An 18,159-nucleotide genomic window follows, 5' to 3' on the forward strand; every position below is an offset into this window, starting at 1 on the left:
TGGGCAAGAGAAAAATCGAATCATTATTATATGCCTTTTTTGCGGATTTCAGTCTTAATTTTTTGTCTGGCAACATGCCTCCGAGGGTATTCCCAAGGAAATCAAAAAATCAAAGGGCAGGTTCTGGATGCAGGAAATTCAGGGGCATTAATCGGCGCGAATGTATATTGGGAAGGCAAGACCTCTACTGGAGTCGTTACTGATTTGGAAGGAGGATTTGAAATCCAAGCCGAACCTCTCCCCGCAAAACTTGTCATTTCTTACATAGGTTACGAAAAGTCAATCCGCCTAATCAGCCAGAAGGATGCTGAGAAACCCCTCCGTTTTTTCTTGAAGCCAGAGGAACTCAGACTGGAAGAAATTATCATCCAGGAAAGGAGACCAGATGAGCAAATCAAGAATCTGGACATGGGGAAGGCCAGCGTTCCCATTGAAACCATAAAAAATATCCCGGCCTTGTTTGGGGAAGTGGATTTGCTGCGAAGTCTTCAGCTACTTCCAGGGGTCCAAACAGCAGGAGAGGGGACCACCGGCCTATTTGTCAGGGGCGGTTCAGCTGATCAAAATCTGGTTCAATTGGATGGAGCACCTGTCTATAATGCCTCGCATTTCTTTGGGATTTTTTCTGTCTTTAATCCTGATGCGCTCAAAAAAGTGGATCTCTACAAAGGAAATATGCCGGCTAACTTTGGAGGCAGGGCATCTTCATTGATCGACATCACCTTGCTTGAAGGAAACAAAGAACAACTTCACGGTAATGGAGGAATTGGAAGTATTTCATCCCGTCTGACTTTAGATGGCCCTTTATTTGGCAAAAACTCGAGTTTTATCATCAGCGGTCGAAGAACATATGCCGATCTTTTTTTGAAGCTTTCTTCTGATGAAAACCTGAAAAATAACAAACTGAATTTTCATGATTTGAGTGGGAAGTTTTCTTTTATCCTGGGAGAAAAAGACAAACTTTCGGTCAGTACTTATCAGGGATCTGATTTCTTGGGCTTGGATAAGGAGTTTGGATTAGGCTGGACCAACTGGGTAAGTTCGGTGAATTGGAACCACGTTAATTCTGAAAATTCGTTTTTTGATCTTCAGGCCTATCATTCTAGATATTCCTATAAAATAGATATCAATGATCCTGAAAATGGATTTGAATGGTCCAACCTTCTTACCGAATCAGGAATCAAGGCAATTTGGACTCGGAATTTGAATACCAAGACCTCTGCCAACTGGGGGCTTCACAGCCAGTATTATTATTTTGCCCCGATAGACTTGGATCCGGATCCGGATAGCGGAATTCAGGCCATCAAGACAAATCCCAAAAATGGGCTGTTAAATAACCTTTTTGCCAGCCTTAGCTATGAGATTTCTCCCAAGCTAAGCACTGAAGCAGGGCTTCGATGGGGACTATATAACCAATTAGGCGAGGGAGTAGAATACACCTACCCCAACGATATCCCAAATCGAAATCTGGAAACTGATTCTATCGCCTTTGGGAAACTTGAGCCTATGGAGTTTTATCAAGGCCTTGAGCCTCGAGTAGCATTTCGGTATTTGGTGAATGAGAAACTCTCCTTCAAAGCAGCCTACAACCGGAATTTTCAATACGTACAAATTGCTTCCAATAGCTCTGCCGGCTTGCCGATTGATCGATGGGTTTTGGCTGATAGATATACCCAGCCTATCCGAGGGGATCAGTTTTCCTTAGGCGTCTTTAAGAATTTTGATCGAAATCGCTGGGAGTTTTCTTTGGAAGGCTATTACAAAGACTTGCAGAATGTCATTGATTTAAGAAACGGGGCTCAGGTTCTTTTTACAGATCAGGTTGAGACCGAAATCCTTTCAGGGGAAGGTTGGGCCTATGGAGTAGAAGCTCTACTTCGAAAAAACACCGGAAAGACCACAGGTTGGCTAGCCTATACCTGGTCAAGAACCTGGAGACAAATTGCCGGGGTAAGCTTGGGAGAATCCTATAATCCCCGATATGATCGCCCGCATGACCTCACTTTTGTGCTGAATCATGAGTTTTCTCCAGCCTGGTCTGCTGGATTGACCTTCATTTATACTTCCGGATTGGCAGTATCTTTTCCCGTAGGTACCTATGAGGTTGACAATCAAAAGGTACCCTTGTATTCCAATTACCGGAATCAGGATAGGTTTCCGGATTACCACAGGATGGATGCTTCTGTGACTTGGAGAAATGCTGACAAAGGAAGGAAGTGGAGAGGAAGCTGGAATTTCAGCATTTACAATTTGTATGGCAGAAAGAATCCATTCGCCTATGAATTCAGAGATATCTACAACAATGATTTCAGGTTTGAACCTTCTGACGGAAAAATTACGAGTTCTCGTCCAGGTGTGGTGATGACTTACTTGTTTACCATTCTTCCATCGATTACCTATAATTTCCAATTCTGATGAAAAGAGTTTGGCTGCTGATTGTGTCGGTGATTTTCTTTTCCTGTCAAGAGGAAGTGTTTCTTCCTCTGGGAGAAAAAGATCAGCTGGTCCCCACGATTGAGGGAATTTGGACCGACAATGGAATATATAATTCGGTGAAAATCACGCTTTCGAAAGATTACTACGATTCTCTGGATTCAAAAGTGATCACAGATGCGGAGGTCGTGATTACAATTCCTGGAACTGAAAAAGTCATTCCTTTCCGATACTTCGGAGCCACAAAAAGTTATCGGCCTGTTAATCCCGCTGAAAGAGCAGTGGTAGGCGAGACCTATCAGTTGTTTGTGAAATGGAAGGATTTTGTGTTTCGCTCCGAAGGGGTCATGCTGGAGCCTCCCACAGTGGACAGTGTTACTTGGAAATTTCAGGAAAAGAGACTTTTCCGGGACGAGGGATATTACATCAAGGTATATGGTAAAGTTCCTTTCAAACAAGACAATAACTATAGAATCCGAGTTATTGAAAATGATACGCTAAAAAATCAGCGGGATGATTACCTGCTTTTTGACGATACCTTTGGGTTGAAATTTTTCGAACAAGGGCTGGAACTTGGCTATGCTTTCAAAGAAAACGACCGTGTCCGCCTGGAGCTCTACCGAATGAACCGAGACGCCTTCGATTATTTAAACCAACTCGTCAATTTGCTATTTAGCGATGGGGGATTATTTAGTCCGCCTCCCCAAAATCCCGAATCCAACATCAAAGTTGTTCAAGGTAAATCGGAGGTACTGGGATATTTTATGGTTTCACCGGTTCTGGCTAGGACGGTAGTGATACAAGCCAAATACGATTGAGACTCATATTAAAACAGGGAGAAAGGGAAATCCGGTAGGGTTTTCCTTTTTTTTTGAAAAAAACCATCCATAAAATTGCGTGAAATAAGAATAAATCGTAGACTTACTAAACATTCGTAATAAAAAAACCACCCAATCAAAAAATCATGGAAGAATTAAATCAGCACGAAGAGCAAATCATGACCATTTTCTGGAATCAAGGGGAATTGCTTATTCGGGATATTTTGGAGCAACTCCCAGATCCAAAACCACCTTATACTACTTTGGCTTCCACCATCCGAAATATTGAAAGGAAAGGATACCTCACTCACAGAACTTACGGAACCGTGAATCTTTACAAGGCCATTGTAAAGCAGGAAGATTACAGCAAAAAGTCGTTTAACCGGTATGTCAAAAATTTCTTCGGCGGATCGGTTGGGAATTTTCTCTCCTTTATGGTGAAAGAAAAGAACATTTCTGAAAAGGAAATTGAAGATCTTCAGAAGTTGATTGACGGTATGGATGATGCTAAAAAGTGATGAATGAGATCCTAGTTTATTTGTTTGAAGCCAGCGTTTGTTTGACTGTTTCATTGCTGGTGTATAGGGGATTGTTTAGCGGACTGACTTTTTTCAGTTGGAATAGGGCCGCCTTGTTATCCATTTTAGGTCTTTCTTTGGTGATTCCATTGATAAGTTTTGAGGGGGTGAATTTCGGTCCCCAGGCTGTCAGGGATTTTACGCTACCTGCTTTTCAGGTAGGGGAGCAGGTGGAAGTGGAAGCTTCCACCTGGACCTGGATGGAGCTTTTATTTACAGTATACCTTGCAGGAGCTGTATTTGTGGCAGCCAGATTGATTTTGGGATTTATGATTTCCCAAAGGATGATCGGACAGGCCAAATTGGCCAGATTCGAGAATTATTGGGTAGCCATTCATCCTGAGTTTATTCCAGCTTCATTTTTCGACTACATTCTGATGCCGGATTTTGACCCACAGGATCCCAAGCAAAAGCAGATTTTGGCTCATGAATCGGTGCACGTGCGCTTAAAACATAGCTGGGATTTGCTTCTGGTCAACTTTGCAAAAGTCCTGTTTTGGTTCAATCCTTTGATCTATAGTTATGAAAAATCCCTTCGGGAAGTCCATGAGTACCAAGCCGATCAAGGGGTAACCTCCCAGGTTTCGCCCAAGGAATATGCGACACTCCTACTTCAACTGATCACGCCCAAGTCCGGCTGGCAGTTTATGAACAACTTCAACCAGTTTCAAACCAAAAAGAGGATTATGATGCTGACTCGGTCAACTTCAAGTCCGGTTGAGAAAGTTCGCTTTTTGGCTCTTCTCCCAGCCATAGGGATCTTGTTTGCGGTTTTTTCCTGTGAAATCACCCCAGAACAAGAGATCGAGGGGCCAACCCAGCTTGAAAAAACTCAGAGTTTGGGTCTGAGTAATTTAAGTGCAAGAATTTCTGAAGAGGCTGATGAAGTCTTTGATATCACAGAAGTACAGCCAGAGCCGCCTGGAGGGTTGTCAGGATGGAACTCTTACCTAGCAAAAAATCTTCAATATCCCCGACAGGCTAGGGATTTGGGAATTGAAGGGACAGTCATTGTTGTTTTTGTAATCAATAATGATGGGTCGATTCGGGATGCGGAAATTTTGAGAGGAATCGGAGGAGGTGCTGATGAAGAAGCCATACGAGTGGTAATGAATTCTCCAAATTGGAAACCAGCCTATCAGAGAGGAAAAGCCGTGTCCAGTAGAATGAGATTGCCGATTCGATTTAAGATGGCAAACAGCGATCAAGTTATTGTCGAGGAACGAAAAATTCTTCCAGCAATGCAATCTGAACAACCGAATGTGACTGTGGTAGCCTACCAATAATCCATTTTGAAAAACTAAACCAATAGCCTATGAACAGCTTATTTTATTTGAGAGCATTATTGGTCTGTTTGATGATCGGTTTTACCCTAGAGGTCTATTCGCAAAAAACGGCTATGACTTTTCAGGTGAAAGGTACAGTCAAATCGGAGCAGGGAAGAAATATTTCTGGTGTCGCTATCTTGGTCAAAGGAACCAACATTGGAGTTTTGACCAATGAGGATGGAGAGTTTGATCTAAGTGTTCCCAATGAAAAGTCAACCTTGATCCTTTCCCATTTTTCCTCACCAGTGGTTAAGGAATTTCCGATAGATGGAAAAAGTCAGGTTGATATTCTCTTTTCAGAGTTGAACACTGAGAAGGACCCCAATAAAACCGGATATAAAGTTTTCTATGCTTTAGATGAACTACCGCTTCCTTCCAGTGGGGAAATGAACTGGAATAAATATTTAGCTAAGTCGATTACCTATCCTCTGGAAGCTAGGGAAAAAGGTGACCAAGGCACGGTTGTATTGAGCTTTAAAGTAGATGCAGAAGGCAAGGTGAAGAATGTGGAAGTCTTACGAGGTGTTAGCTCAGTTCTCGATCAAGAGGCAGTAAGAGCAGTGTCTGAGGGGCCGGAATGGACGCCGGGTAAACTAAACGGGCAAATAATCACTAGCCAAGTCAGTATGCCGATTAGATTTATCCTTCAGGATGAGGGAGAACACAATACTCCCGGCAAGCAAAGAGAAAAAGCAATTGCCGATCATTATGGCGAGTATTTGGTAGTTATCGGCTATCCTCCGGTAAAATAACCCAATCAACTTATTCGAATTCCAAACCTATTTCCCATAAAAAATCATGGGCTTGGAGAATATTTTGTTAATCTAAAAATAAACTATAAACTATTTAATCATTTAAAGTCATGAAAAACAGTATTTTAAATCTTGTGGGTGGTGTTTTGGTATTAAGCTTTACAGCTTGCCAAATGGATCAAACTGAAGAAATCGAAGGGCCTACTTTGGTGGAAAAAACCACCAATATGGGACCATCCAACTTAATGGCAAGAATTAATAATGTTGGGAAAGATGGAAAAGAAATTTTTGATGTGGTGGAGGATCAACCAAATCCCCCTGGTGGCTTGCAGGGTTGGAATGCTTTCCTAAAAAATAATCTCAGCTATCCTCAAGAAGCCAAAACAAATGGGGTTGAAGGAACAGTGATTGTGGTATTCACTGTCAATTCAGATGGGTCTATATCCAATCCTGAAATTCTTCGTGGAATCGGTGGAGGAGCTGACGAAGAAGCAATTCGTTTAGTCTCTCAGTCTCCAAATTGGAAGCCTGGCTATCAAGATGGAATCGCTGTAAATACCCGAATGAGATTGCCGATCAGATTTAAGCTGAGCGAAAGCAATCTTGAAATGGCTAATAATAAATTATGATTATCCGCAATTGCACCACAATCCAAAATTTCTTTGGTTTAGCAGTCGGAAGTCCGAAGCTGACTAAAACTGAACTTCAAGCGGGAATTTATTCATAGAGTACGGCCTACTAGTAAGAAAGGGGATATACATCTAATAAATTTGAGGAATTGTTAGAAATCTCTCCTTTCTCTTCCAAACAATAACACAAACTTAATTAACTAATATTCTTGTTATGAAAACTCAACACATCCAAAGAATCACTTTTGCCTTCTTCGCTTTGCTTTCACTTCAGCTTTTGGCATTCGAGGCTAAGGCACAAGAAACCGTCCACAAGAAAGTGGATGAAATGCCTGTTCCTCCGGGAGGAATGCCGGGATTTACTCAATACATGATCGACAATCTGAAATATCCTGAAACTGCCAAGGAAAAGGGTATCGAAGGTTTAGTTCTAGTTGCCTTTGTTGTCAAATCTGATGGCTCTGTCGAAAATATCGAAATCATCCGGGGGATTGGGGCCGGTTGTGATGAAGAAGCCAAACGGATTGTAGCTGAATCCGGAAAATGGACTCCTGGAAGATTGGATGGCGAATCTGTGAATACGCAAATGACCTTGCCGATCAAATTCAAATTATAGACTAAACCAAAATTTATTCAAAAGCCGCTGAATCCGAAGTCCAGCGGCTTTTCTATAGGTTTTGAAAACGCATAGTTATATTTCCAATAACTCAATAACCATTTTTCTATTCAATTAATCCATGTTGTCTCCATGGAAAATGGCATTCAGAAACAGTTTGTTGGTCCCAAACCAAGTTCCTCTAAAGTTTGGACTGTCAAAGAAATGAACCACTCGTCCTTGACCGACAGAGGAAATCACCACACCAGCGCTTTGCTTTAGCTTTTCCAAATTGCCCTTGTTGATATATCCTCCCAAATGCGGATTGACAGTGTATTTCACCGGAGTAAGGTATTTGTCGGCACTTGGCTTCATAAAAATATCCGTGTTTCGGTACACTGGAAGGGTTTTTCGATGGTAGCCATAAGCAATAGGATGGGTAAGGTCCAATTCAGCGAGATAGATACTTCCGCCCACTTCTTTCGCTCCTTCGAAGTCATTTCGGGTATTGAACGGAAGGGATTTAGGTTCTTTTTCCTCCTCTAGTTTTACCCGCTCTTCTTTGGTGATTTCTTTTTGGTTAAGCCAAGTTGATGCGCTTTTCATCGCTATGATGGTTCCTCCTCGGTTGACCCAATCTTTCAAATGATTAACCTGTGACTCTGAGAATAAATTGTAGTTCCCGGAAGGCATAATCAGGGTATTGAACTGATGGAGATTTACCCGTCCGATTTGTTCGGTATTGACTTTGGTAATCGGCATGCCGAGATGCTGGTCCAAAAGATTCCAGATTTCCCCAGCTTCGTAGGCATTGATTCCGGTACCTACCATCATCAATACCTTTGGTTCCTGGATAGCTGAGACTAAGTTTGAACCCAAATCGATTCCACTCAGGTTGATTCCGGTATTCACTGCATAAACTTTCTGTTGGGTTTTTGCTGCAATTTCCCTGAGTTTGGTCCTTACTTCTTCAGCTTTTAATTTTTGAAAGCCCATGGGGATCATCAAGGTGCCAGCCCAAAAATCCACTTTTCCATCCTGAGTTTGTGAGGAAAATGGGCGATGCACAGCTTCCACATGGATTCCTGCCTTTTGCATTTCAAAAAGCATCCTTGGCGCATAGAAATCCGACCAATCAATCAAATAGGCATAGGCTTTTCCTTCCGGAAAAGCGTGAGTTGGGGCTATAGCCTCTAGGATTTGAGTTCCGGTTTTGGCAGAAGGAGCGGCCGAAAAAGGCATCCCATAAGCGGCAGCCATGGTCCAGGCGGAAGCGTCATAGAATACGGAATCAGCAAATTCCTTAACGTATTCAAACATGGTTCGAACCATTCGGTACTGGGGCTGGTTGGTAGGTACAATCCAAGATTTCCCTTTTTTGAAGCTATTTCCACCGGCGGTTAAGTCGGCAGAGTTTTCAAAAACCTTGATTTTGTGATCCAAAAGGAATTGTACAAATAGTCGGTTTCTGCTTTCGTCAAACTCGTCTCCGAAGACATAGTTTTTTGCCGGGTCTTTAGCACCTTCAGCCACGGCAGATTGGAAAAACTCCCGCAGGTAGTCATGCATGTAAACGCGGTTATCCAATGCCGCTTCCATCGTGGCCAGTGAGTTTACCACATGATTTCGGATAGTGAATGCAAAAGTGATATCACCTCGCTGGCTGTTTTGGACATGACCTCTGGAACTGGCTGTTTCAAATACCAATCCCAAGCCTCCATGGATATCCGGATAGGTGGAACCATAGCCCGGGTAGCTGTTATCAAATACTTCCTTGGTCCAATACAGGCTTCCGATTTCGTCCATGTATTTGGCGAAATACTTGGCAAATCTTGGGTTGATATCCTCATAGTTCTTTCTAGGAACTACTGGGTTTTCGGAGCCAAAAGGCTTGGTAGGTTCGAAAAAATACGTGCTATTCGTCCCCATTTCATGGAAATCCGTGGTCACATTCGGATACCATTGGTGATACCATTCTACTTTGACTTTAGATTCGGGATGAGCCATTGGTAGCCAATCCCGGTTGAGGTCAAACCAATAATGGTTGGTTCTTCCGCCTGGCCAGGCTTCGTTGTGCTCCCGGTCCAAAGGATCCGCTACTGCAGGAAATCCTTTATTGGAATTAACCCAAAGACTATGTCTGTCTCTTCCGTCTGGATTGAGGGTAGGATCAATGTGGATGAGGGCATTTTCGCGGATACTTTTTGCCAAATCCGACTGAGCTGCCAATATCCAATATGCAGTCAGCATGGCTGCTTCCGCCGAAGAAGGCTCGTTTCCATGAACTCCATAGCCCAAATGTAGGATTGAAGGCATAGCGTTAACATCCGGCTTAGGCTGGTAGGGATCAGCGAGTTGCAATTGCTTCTGGCGAATTTGCTCCAGGTTACTCATGTTTGATGGGGAAGCCAAAGTCAAAATGACTTTGGGTCGGTGCTCATGCGTATAGCCAATAGTCTGAAGTTTGGCCATGTCACTGACTTGATCCAGTTTTTCAAAATATTTCACAATCAGATCATAGCGGGTATGCCAGTCTCCGATCGGGTAGCCCAAAAATTGAGAGGGTGATGGGATAGCAGGATCAAATTTTTCTCCGGGGAAATAATAATCTTCCTGCGCCTGGGCCCAATGAGCTAGAAAAAGGGTGAAAACTACTAAGAGTATATGTTTTTGCATGGGGATTAAATTTCCCTAAAAGTAGAAAAGGAAAAAGGCAATTCCAGTAAAAATCCATCAGTGGCTTTTCTATTCCCCGCTTTTTTCCAGTAATTTATTGCCTTCACTAAGTAATCCTAAAATAATCTATTGTACCATGAAAAAACTTTTGACCTTGGCTCTAATCGGGACTGGATTGATTTTGAGTAACCTCTCTCTAGCTCAGCAAAACCCAACTCCTCCGCCTTTGCCTCCTCAGGCAACCGAATTTTATACCCCTGTTCCTCCGAAAATCACTCCTGGCACACAAAATCACCTTCCGCCATCCGATGCGATTGTGCTCTTTGACGGAAGCAGCTTGAATAATTTTGTTTCCGCAAAGGACGGTTCTTCTCCGGCTGAGTGGAAAATTGAAAACGGAGAGTTAGTGGTTGTTAGAGGAAAAGGAGATATCCAGTCCAAGCTTCCATTCGGTGACGCTCAATACCATGTAGAATGGTCCGCTCCTACAGAGATTGTCGGAGAAGGACAGGGTAGAGGCAACTCCGGGTTTTTCCTCATGGGTATGTATGAGGTTCAGATTCTGGACTCTTACGAAAGCAAGACCTACACCAATGGTCAAGCGGGTTCTATCTACAAGCAGTTTCCTCCATTGGTGAATCCTTTGAGAGCTCCGGGGGAGTGGAATTATTATGACATCATCTTCAAGGCTCCAAGATTTGATAAAAATGGGGTATTGACTTCTCCAGCAACTGTCACAGTGTTGATTAATGGGGTATTGGTACAGAATCATGTAATCCTCAGAGGCCCGACAGAATATATCGGGATCCCGAACTACAAAGCTCATGCTGAGGCATTGCCGATCAAATTGCAAGATCATGGCAATCCGGTGAGATTTAGAAATATATGGGTGAGACCACTTTAATCAGTTGGCAGTATTCAGTTCTCAGTGAGCAGTAGTCTGAAACCTGCCTACTGATCACTGCCTACTTTTTCCTTTTAACCATTAACCCAATAAACTGATTTATGTCTTCAAGAAGAAAATTTATACAAAATACCATGCTGCTGGGAGCGGGACTTAGTATGCCCAATATCCTGACTGCGGCTGATTTCGGGCGTTTTACCCGCTCGATTGGCGCAAATGATCAGATCAATTATGGTTTGATTGGCTGCAAAGGAATGGGTTGGTCCAATATGAATGCCCACCTCAAAATCCCCAATGTGAACTGCGTAGCCTTAGCAGATATTGATCAATCTGTTTTGGATCAGCGAACCGAGGATGTATTCAAGCTTCGAGGAACACGGCCTAAGCAGTACAAGGACTACCGAAAGCTTTTGGAAGATAAAGACATCGATGTGGTGATCATCGGGACTCCAGACCATTGGCACTGCCTGAATATGGTGGATGCCGTATCCGCAGGAAAGCATGTCTACGTGGAAAAACCCATTGCCAATACCATTGAAGAATGCCAGATCATGGTGAAAGCCCAAGAGCGCTATGGAAAAGTGGTTCAGGTAGGGCAGTGGCAGCGTTCGGGTTCCCAATATGATGAAGCGATTCAATATGTGAAATCAGGGAAATTGGGTCAAATCCGATTGGTGAAGTGTTGGGCCTATCAGGGCTGGATGAAGCCGGTTCCGGTTGTACCCGATGGTCCTGCTCCAGCCGGTGTGGACTACGACATGTGGTTGGGCCCTGCGCCCAAGAGGCCATTCAATGCCAATCGATTCCATTTCAATTTCCGTTGGTTTTGGGATTATGCGGGAGGCTTGATGACGGATTGGGGCGTACATGAAATCGATATTGCCTTGTATGCCATGGGCGTATCTGCGCCAAAGTCAGTAATGGCATCTGGAGGAAAGTTTGCCTATCCAAATGATGCTTCAGAGACTCCAGACACACTTCAGACCGTGTATGAATACGAGGGTTTCAATATGCTCTGGGAGCATGCCACGGGAATAGACGGAGGAAATTACGGAACCACAGAAGGGATAGCCTTTATTGGAAACAATGCCACCTTGGTGGTCAACCGGGGCGGATGGAAAGTTATTCCTGAAACAGAGAATGTGGATGGACAGCGAAAGCCAAAAGTAGAGGAAGTGCCTCATACTCGTCCAACCGGCCCAAGTGCATTGGATTTGCATGCCGTAAACTTCGTGGAGGCAGTCACTGCCAATGATCCAAAGTTGCTTAAATGTGCCATTCAGACCGGTTCGGTCGCAGCGATTAATGCTCAGATGGGAAATATCGCCTACAAAACCGGCAAGAAAGTGTACTGGGATGCCGGAAAAAACATGTTTACAGACTCCGAAGCCAACCAGCTGATGAAGGCGCATTACCATAATGGCTGGAATGTGCCGAAGGTGTAAGATTTGAAATTAGAAATTTGAAATTGCCCTCCGGATAGATTCTGGAGGGTTTTCTTTTAATTTCAAGCCATGAAATTTCTCCAGCCCTTCGTATCCTTATTAGTATTAATCATTCTCTTTTCTTGTAAATCCACCGCCCAATGGGAAGGGCAGGGGCCGATTCAAGTGGTTGAAACCAAGGATCAAACCATCTCTTATCAAACCAAACAGACCTGGGATGCTGGAAATGGAGTTTTCTTTTCCAATCAATTGGAAGGGGCAAGACTCAACGGAGTTCAGCGGATTAATGATACGCTGGTTCAAGTAACCATTCTTCCCGAAAACGAACCCATCAATCCCAGTCCCTGGTATGCTTTTAAACTTTGGTCAGGAAATACCCAGGAATTCTGGATTGAGTTTACTTATGCAGGTAAAGGCTTTCATCGGTATTTTCCAAAACTGAGTTCCGATGGGAAAACATTCTTTAATGCAGATTCTAGCAGCTTTTTTCAACCTAAAGTCGAAAAGGGAAGGCCTGAAAAAGCTTTTCTAAAAGTGAGTGCATCTTCGGATACCCTTTGGGTTGCCGCACAGGATAAAATCGGAACTGCATATGTCCAGGAGTGGAAGCAGATACTACTTCAAAAGGATTTTGTGGAGTTGATTGCTATTGGAAAAAGCAAAGAAGGAAGGCCCTTGGAAATCTTGAAAATAGGCGAAGCTGATGATCAGGATATGCTGATGGTGATTTCAATGCAGCATCCTCCGGAGCTGACTGGATTTTTGGCCATGCAGGCTTTTGTGGAGGAAATTATAAAAGATACCCCACAAGCAAAGAAGTTTCGTAGCAAGTATAATCTATACCTGATGCCTCAAATGAATCCAGATGGGGTTGCCAACGGACATTGGAGGCATAATGTCGGAGGGATAGACCTGAACCGGGATTGGGTGAATTTCAATCAGCCTGAAACTAAAGCCTTGGCGGAGTTTATGGAAAATAAGGTGAAAGAAACTGGAGGGAAGTTTGTTTTTGCTGCGGATTTTCACTCTACCTGGGAGGATATTTTTTATACCAACAATGAAGAATTGAAAGGAAATTTCCCTGGACTAATCCCGAAGGTGATAAAGAAATCATCTAAAAGGATCCCTGGCTATATTCCCAATATCCGGCCCAATGAAGGCAAGGAGCGAAGTGTTACCTCCAATTCCTATTTCTTTTTCGTCCACCAAGCCGAATCCATGACTTTCGAAGTGGGTGACAATACTCCAAGAGACATAATTCAAATGAAAGGTTCCTATTTAGGACAGGAATTGATGAAGATTTTGAACAAGAAGAAGTGGAAATAAATAAAAGAGGCCGCGCTCAACAAAAAGCACGGCCTTTCCTTTGATTTTAAAGGATCTTGTTAAACTTTAATTCAATCCTACTGCTTTGGCAGCATTCACATAGCCAAAACCATAATATTCATCTTTACCAGGCTTGCCCAGGTCAGTGGCAGAATTAGCTAGTCTTGTTTTCACCAAACCAGGCTGCATATAGCCACCGCTGGCTTCCATCATCAAAGCTACAACACCCGCTACAGCAGGAGCAGCCATGGAGGTTCCTTGAGACCAGGTATAAGAACCATTGCTAGTTCCTCTTTGGCAGCTAAATACCATGTCGAAAGCGTAACATGGATTGATGATGGTTCTATAAGTGCCAACCACTCTGCAAGAGGAAGTTACACCGTTTACGACAAAAAGTCCTGCAGTTCCTCCTGGGGCAGCAAAGTCTACTAAGGATTTACCATAGTCAGTGTAATAGGCGGGGTTAGAAAAATTTGTAGCTCCTCTTGCCCAATCAATTGGTCCCGTAGAACTGATTGAAATAACATGCTGATTTTGAGCAGGAAGTTTGAAGAATTCTCTTTCTACATCATAATTGGATGAACCATTACCTGCTGATACCACTACGGTAACTCCATTTTGGAATGCAAATCTGGTTGCTCTGTCGTAGATCTTTTGCAATTCACGGAATGCATCACGAAATTCTTTGTCATTCCAATTGTTGCGATAATCGATTTCTGCTCCTAGGCTCATATTGATGATGTTCGCTCCTGCACCACCCTGAGACTGAGGGGTTGCCGCATAAAGCAGACCTTCCAAAATCCACTCAAAAGCACCAGAACCATTATGGAGTGATTTAACACCAACTATTGTCGCTTTTGGAGCAATTCCAACAATTCCTGAACCTGCTGCTGCTGCAATTCCTGCCACATGTGTACCATGCCAAAATGTACCGGTATCCTGATTAAAATTAAAGCCAGGAACAGTAGATTTTGACCTTGCTACATCCAGGTTAGGTCGGATGTCATTATGAAGTGAATGGATCCCTCCATCGATAATGGCAATCCGAACCCCTTGACCGGTGTATCCATTTTCCCAGGCTTTTGGAGCGTCTATTGAACCTGGAGCCCACTGAAAACCATCGAAAACTGCAGATTGATAATTAAATGGAGTGGCCATTTCAGAAACATCTCCAGAGGAATTGCTGGATTCCATCACGATTTCTTCGCCGAGAACTTCTGGGTCTTTGGTGTATTGAAGGATAAAATCAGGAGTCACTGACTCTACTGCAGAGATTTTCCGTGCATTATCCAAGAATGAAGAAGATCTGGATACTGCCACTAAAACTCCTACTTCTGGGAAGGATTTGACCACCTCACCTCCGGCTTTTTCGATCTGAGCTGCCAGAGATTTGTCCAAGTTTTGGTTCTTGCTGAGGATCAGATACCTCCCGGTAAAGTTACCTTCCCTCAGATTTGAAAAATCTGAAACTTCAGGTAACAAATTTAAATTGAAACGACTCTTTTGAAGTTCGTTTTCTAAGGCCATCTCTGTCGGTGACTCTTCCATGAGCATTGAGCTTTCACAACCTGCAAATAGCACGGTTGTGGACAGGAGCAAGTAAATGGGCCTGAATCTTTTGTTAATCATACTTTTTTTGGTTTTTTAAGTTGGTAATAAAAACTTCTTTTACTTCCTAGATTGGGATTTTGGAACTAAAAGTGGCTCAAAATACAAAAAAGATTAAAAGAACAAGTACCGTTAAAAAATATAGAGATTCTCTATAAAATGACTTGATTTGTTTTGTTTTTGGGTATAAAAACAAAAGATTTTTCAAATTTTTTCAACAAAAACTAGGAATTGGGTTTTTTGGCATTTTGAGTAAACCAAGTTTTGTATTTCCTAATTGTTTTTTCGGTTGACTTGATTCCCGTTTTCAGGATGATGAATAAAATCCTCCGGAAATTCATATTACCCCACCAATTCTGCTAATTTTGTCACCCGATAAAAAGGGCCTATTTGGGTCTTAAAATGAAGAAAATCAAATTTCCTGCACGACATATCTTTCATGGAAGCAAAGAAAATCCGGAGTACGTTTATTGAGTTTTTCCAATCCAAGCAACACCAGTACGTTCCATCCTCACCCATTGTAGTCAAGAATGACCCGACCTTGATGTTTACCAATGCGGGAATGAATCAGTTTAAAGATGCTTTTCTTGGCAATGAAATCGCTAAGTATCCAAGAGTGGCCAACTCCCAAAAATGTTTACGGGTCAGTGGAAAGCACAATGACTTAGAAGAAGTAGGAGTGGATACCTACCACCATACGATGTTTGAGATGCTGGGCAACTGGTCTTTTGGAGATTATTTCAAAAAAGAGGCGATCGAGTGGGCTTGGGAACTTTTGACCGAAGTGTACAAACTTCCGAAGGATAGATTGTATGTTTCAGTATTTCAAGGTGATGCTGGCGATAAACTCGACATGGATCAGGAAGCTTTTGACTTATGGAAATCCATTGTTCCGGAAGATCGGATCATCATGGGATCCAAAAAGGATAATTTCTGGGAAATGGGCGATACAGGTCCATGCGGTCCTTGTTCTGAAATTCACATTGATTTAAGACCTGATTCTGAGCGAACTCAGGAGCCGGGCAGAGACTTGGTCAACAACGATCATCCTCAAGTGATCGAGATCTGGAATCTTGTTTTCATGCAATTTAACCGCCTTGCTGATGGGAGTTTGAAGGAGCTTCCAGCCAAGCATGTGGATACAGGGATGGGCTTTGAGCGTCTGGTAAGAGCTATCCAGATGAAGTCCTCCAATTATGACACAGATTTATTTGGTCCATTCATTCAAGCCTTGGAGAAAAAGTCCGGTAAGACCTATGGAAATAATGAGCCCGATGACATCGCGTTCCGTGTGATTGTGGATCACATCCGCGCGATTTCCTTTACCATTGCCGATGGACAGATTCCCTCGAACAACAAGGCTGGCTATGTGATCCGAAGAATCCTCAGAAGAGCTGTCCGATATGGCTATACTTTCTTAGGCTTCCAGCAGCCATTTTTATATGAATTGACTCCTTTGATTGCAGAATATTTCGGGGATGTATTTCCGGAAGTCAGAGCTCAGCAGGAGTTTATCGCTAAAGTAATTCAGGAAGAAGAAACCTCCTTCTTGAGAACCTTGGACAATGGGCTGAAAATGCTTGAGTCCATCAAATCTGAATTAGAAGTAAAAGGCGAGCAGGTAATTCCCGGAAAAACTGCTTTTGAACTGTATGATACCTATGGCTTTCCTTTGGACTTGACTTCCCTGATTGCCCGGGAAAACGGACTGTCCGTGGATGAAAAAGGATTCGCAGAAGAAATGGAAAAGCAAAAGACCCGTTCTCGTGCTGCTTCGGAATCTGAAACAGGAGATTGGGTATTTGTACATGAGGACAGCGGGGTAGAATTCATTGGCTACGATTTCACAGAAGCCTATTCACAGATCATCAAATACAGGACTATTTCTGATAAAAAAGGCGATAGATATCAGTTGGTCTTGGATAAGACTCCCTTCTATGCCGAAAGTGGCGGTCAGGTAGGAGATACCGGTTGGTTGGTTTCAGACTCGGAAAAAATCCGGGTTATTGACACCAAAAAAGAAAATGATCTGATTGTTCATTTTGTAGAAAAGCTTCCTGCTAATCCTGAGAAGCGGTTTTCTGCAGAGGTCGATAAAGAAAAGCGGAATTTGACCATGAATAATCATACCGCTACCCATTTACTTCAATCTGCTTTGAAAGAAGTACTTGGTGACCATATTCAGCAAAGAGGTTCCTTGGTGAATGAAAACCTGCTACGCTTTGACTTTTCTCATTTTGGGAAAATGAGTGAAGAAGAGATTTCTAAAGTGGAGGAGATTGTCAATGCCAAAGTAAGAGAAAACATCCCTTTGATTGAGCAGAGAAATGTGCCGATCGAGGAAGCCAAAAAGATGGGAGCTACCGCTCTTTTTGGGGAAAAGTATGGAGACTTTGTGCGTGTGATCACCTTTGGAAAAGATTTCTCAGTTGAGCTTTGCGGGGGTACGCACGTGCCTTCTACTGCCCAAATCGGAATGTTTAAAATTACCTCTGAAGGTTCTATTTCCGCCGGAGTAAGAAGGGTGGAGGCGATTACTTCCAAGGCAGCTGAGGAATATTTAAGAAATCAGGAAAACTTGCTGAAAGAGATTCAGGAGCTTTTGAAAAATCCCAAAGACCTCAAAAAAGCCATTGAAACTCTGATCCAAGAGCGAAATGACCTAAGAAAGGAAATTGAAGGCCTACATTTGGAAAAGGCATCTGGAGTAAAGAATGAGCTTTTGAAGCAGTTTGTGGAAAAAGACGGAGTAAATATTTTAGTTGCCCAAGTAGAATTACCGAATGCGGATTCTTTGAAGAAGCTCGCATACGAATTGAAAAATGAGGTTTCCAATGCACTGGTGGTCTTGGCGGCCAAGATTGAAGATAAGCCTCAGATTGCCGTGATTTTGGAGGAAAGTCTGATTTCGTCCAAAGGATGGAATGCTGGTCACCTGGTACGTGACTTGGCAAAAGAAATTCAGGGAGGCGGCGGAGGCCAACCATTCTTTGCCACTGCAGGGGGAAAGGATGTTTCAGGATTAGGCAAAGTAGTGGCCAAAGCCAAAGAATTGTTTTTGTAATCG

At 43.0% G+C, this 18,159-nt stretch carries 13 protein-coding genes; 11 read left to right on the top strand and 2 right to left on the bottom strand.

The window, feature by feature from the left end:
* Window positions 1–30 precede the first annotated feature (30 nt).
* The 7 genes from G458_RS0113535 to G458_RS0113570 all read left to right on the top strand — a co-directional run bounded on the left by G458_RS0113535 (window position 31) and on the right by G458_RS0113570 (window position 7,154).
* Window positions 31–2,415, top strand: coding sequence for a TonB-dependent receptor (locus tag G458_RS0113535; RefSeq protein WP_026952377.1), 2,385 nt, complete (start codon window positions 31–33; stop codon window positions 2,413–2,415).
* A complete protein-coding gene (locus tag G458_RS0113540; RefSeq protein WP_026952378.1) occupies window positions 2,415–3,251 on the top strand; it encodes a DUF4249 family protein in 837 nt (278 codons plus the stop codon). The genes G458_RS0113535 and G458_RS0113540 overlap by 1 nt, the downstream gene beginning before the upstream one ends.
* A gap of 146 nt (window positions 3,252–3,397) precedes the next feature.
* Entirely contained in the window at window positions 3,398–3,769 is a 372-nt protein-coding gene (locus G458_RS0113545; protein WP_026952379.1) for a BlaI/MecI/CopY family transcriptional regulator, read from the top strand.
* Complete coding sequence (locus G458_RS21980; RefSeq protein ID WP_026952380.1) at window positions 3,769–5,115, top strand: M56 family metallopeptidase; 1,347 nt, start codon at window positions 3,769–3,771, stop codon at window positions 5,113–5,115. Before G458_RS0113545 ends, G458_RS21980 begins: the two co-directional genes overlap by 1 nt.
* A gap of 29 nt (window positions 5,116–5,144) precedes the next feature.
* The gene (locus G458_RS21475; protein WP_051287281.1) at window positions 5,145–5,909 is read left to right on the top strand and encodes an energy transducer TonB; all 765 of its coding nucleotides are present in this window, start codon (window positions 5,145–5,147) and stop codon (window positions 5,907–5,909) included.
* A 110-nt stretch (window positions 5,910–6,019) separates the two neighbouring features.
* Window positions 6,020–6,538 carry an energy transducer TonB gene (locus G458_RS21480; protein ID WP_051287283.1) on the top strand — a complete coding sequence of 173 codons (519 nt, stop codon included), beginning with the start codon at window positions 6,020–6,022 and terminating at the stop codon, window positions 6,536–6,538.
* Window positions 6,539–6,752: 214 nt separating this feature from the next.
* Window positions 6,753–7,154, top strand: coding sequence for an energy transducer TonB (locus tag G458_RS0113570; protein ID WP_051287286.1), 402 nt, complete (start codon window positions 6,753–6,755; stop codon window positions 7,152–7,154).
* 114 nt (window positions 7,155–7,268) lie between these two features.
* Here G458_RS0113570 and G458_RS0113575 read toward each other — a convergent pair whose 3' ends face one another.
* Entirely contained in the window at window positions 7,269–9,809 is a 2,541-nt protein-coding gene (locus G458_RS0113575) for a M14 family metallopeptidase (protein ID WP_026952382.1), read from the bottom strand.
* Window positions 9,810–9,945: 136 nt separating this feature from the next.
* Between G458_RS0113575 and G458_RS0113580 the strand changes: the two genes are divergently transcribed.
* The 3 genes from G458_RS0113580 to G458_RS0113590 all read left to right on the top strand — a co-directional run bounded on the left by G458_RS0113580 (window position 9,946) and on the right by G458_RS0113590 (window position 13,484).
* On the top strand, window positions 9,946–10,713 hold the full coding sequence (locus G458_RS0113580) for a 3-keto-disaccharide hydrolase (protein ID WP_026952383.1): 768 nt from the start codon (window positions 9,946–9,948) through the stop codon (window positions 10,711–10,713).
* A gap of 101 nt (window positions 10,714–10,814) precedes the next feature.
* Window positions 10,815–12,158, top strand: coding sequence for a Gfo/Idh/MocA family protein (locus G458_RS0113585; protein ID WP_026952384.1), 1,344 nt, complete (start codon window positions 10,815–10,817; stop codon window positions 12,156–12,158).
* Window positions 12,159–12,227: 69 nt separating this feature from the next.
* Window positions 12,228–13,484: a M14 family metallopeptidase gene (locus G458_RS0113590; RefSeq protein WP_026952385.1), complete on the top strand. Its 1,257-nt coding sequence runs from the start codon at window positions 12,228–12,230 to the stop codon at window positions 13,482–13,484.
* A gap of 66 nt (window positions 13,485–13,550) precedes the next feature.
* On the opposite strand, the gene G458_RS0113595 is transcribed toward G458_RS0113590, so the two are convergent.
* Window positions 13,551–15,113, bottom strand: a complete 1,563-nt coding sequence (locus G458_RS0113595; RefSeq protein ID WP_026952386.1) for a S8 family peptidase — start codon at window positions 15,111–15,113, stop codon at window positions 13,551–13,553.
* Between the two features lie 418 nt (window positions 15,114–15,531).
* Here G458_RS0113595 and alaS point away from each other — a divergent pair, with 418 nt between their 5' ends.
* Window positions 15,532–18,156 carry an alanine--tRNA ligase gene (gene alaS, locus G458_RS0113605; RefSeq protein WP_026952387.1) on the top strand — a complete coding sequence of 875 codons (2,625 nt, stop codon included), beginning with the start codon at window positions 15,532–15,534 and terminating at the stop codon, window positions 18,154–18,156.
* The last annotated feature ends 3 nt before the right edge of the window (window positions 18,157–18,159 follow it).

It is taken from the genome of Algoriphagus mannitolivorans DSM 15301, assembly GCF_000429425.1.
Taxonomy (GTDB): Bacteria; Bacteroidota; Bacteroidia; order Cytophagales; family Cyclobacteriaceae; genus Algoriphagus; species Algoriphagus mannitolivorans.

What these genes read in the sequence shown, in the direction of transcription:
- G458_RS0113535 (WP_026952377.1), top strand. Translation starts at nt 31, where the DNA reads ATGCCTTTTTTGCGGATTTCAGTCTTAATTTTTTGTCTGGCAACATGC.
- G458_RS0113540 (WP_026952378.1), top strand. Translation starts at nt 2,415, where the DNA reads ATGAAAAGAGTTTGGCTGCTGATTGTGTCGGTGATTTTCTTTTCCTGT.
- G458_RS0113545 (WP_026952379.1), top strand. Translation starts at nt 3,398, where the DNA reads ATGGAAGAATTAAATCAGCACGAAGAGCAAATCATGACCATTTTCTGG.
- G458_RS21980 (WP_026952380.1), top strand. Translation starts at nt 3,769, where the DNA reads ATGAATGAGATCCTAGTTTATTTGTTTGAAGCCAGCGTTTGTTTGACT.
- G458_RS21475 (WP_051287281.1), top strand. Translation starts at nt 5,145, where the DNA reads ATGAACAGCTTATTTTATTTGAGAGCATTATTGGTCTGTTTGATGATC.
- G458_RS21480 (WP_051287283.1), top strand. Translation starts at nt 6,020, where the DNA reads ATGAAAAACAGTATTTTAAATCTTGTGGGTGGTGTTTTGGTATTAAGC.
- G458_RS0113570 (WP_051287286.1), top strand. Translation starts at nt 6,753, where the DNA reads ATGAAAACTCAACACATCCAAAGAATCACTTTTGCCTTCTTCGCTTTG.
- G458_RS0113575 (WP_026952382.1), bottom strand. Translation starts at nt 9,809, where the DNA reads ATGCAAAAACATATACTCTTAGTAGTTTTCACCCTTTTTCTAGCTCAT.
- G458_RS0113580 (WP_026952383.1), top strand. Translation starts at nt 9,946, where the DNA reads ATGAAAAAACTTTTGACCTTGGCTCTAATCGGGACTGGATTGATTTTG.
- G458_RS0113585 (WP_026952384.1), top strand. Translation starts at nt 10,815, where the DNA reads ATGTCTTCAAGAAGAAAATTTATACAAAATACCATGCTGCTGGGAGCG.
- G458_RS0113590 (WP_026952385.1), top strand. Translation starts at nt 12,228, where the DNA reads ATGAAATTTCTCCAGCCCTTCGTATCCTTATTAGTATTAATCATTCTC.
- G458_RS0113595 (WP_026952386.1), bottom strand. Translation starts at nt 15,113, where the DNA reads ATGATTAACAAAAGATTCAGGCCCATTTACTTGCTCCTGTCCACAACC.
- alaS (WP_026952387.1), top strand. Translation starts at nt 15,532, where the DNA reads ATGGAAGCAAAGAAAATCCGGAGTACGTTTATTGAGTTTTTCCAATCC.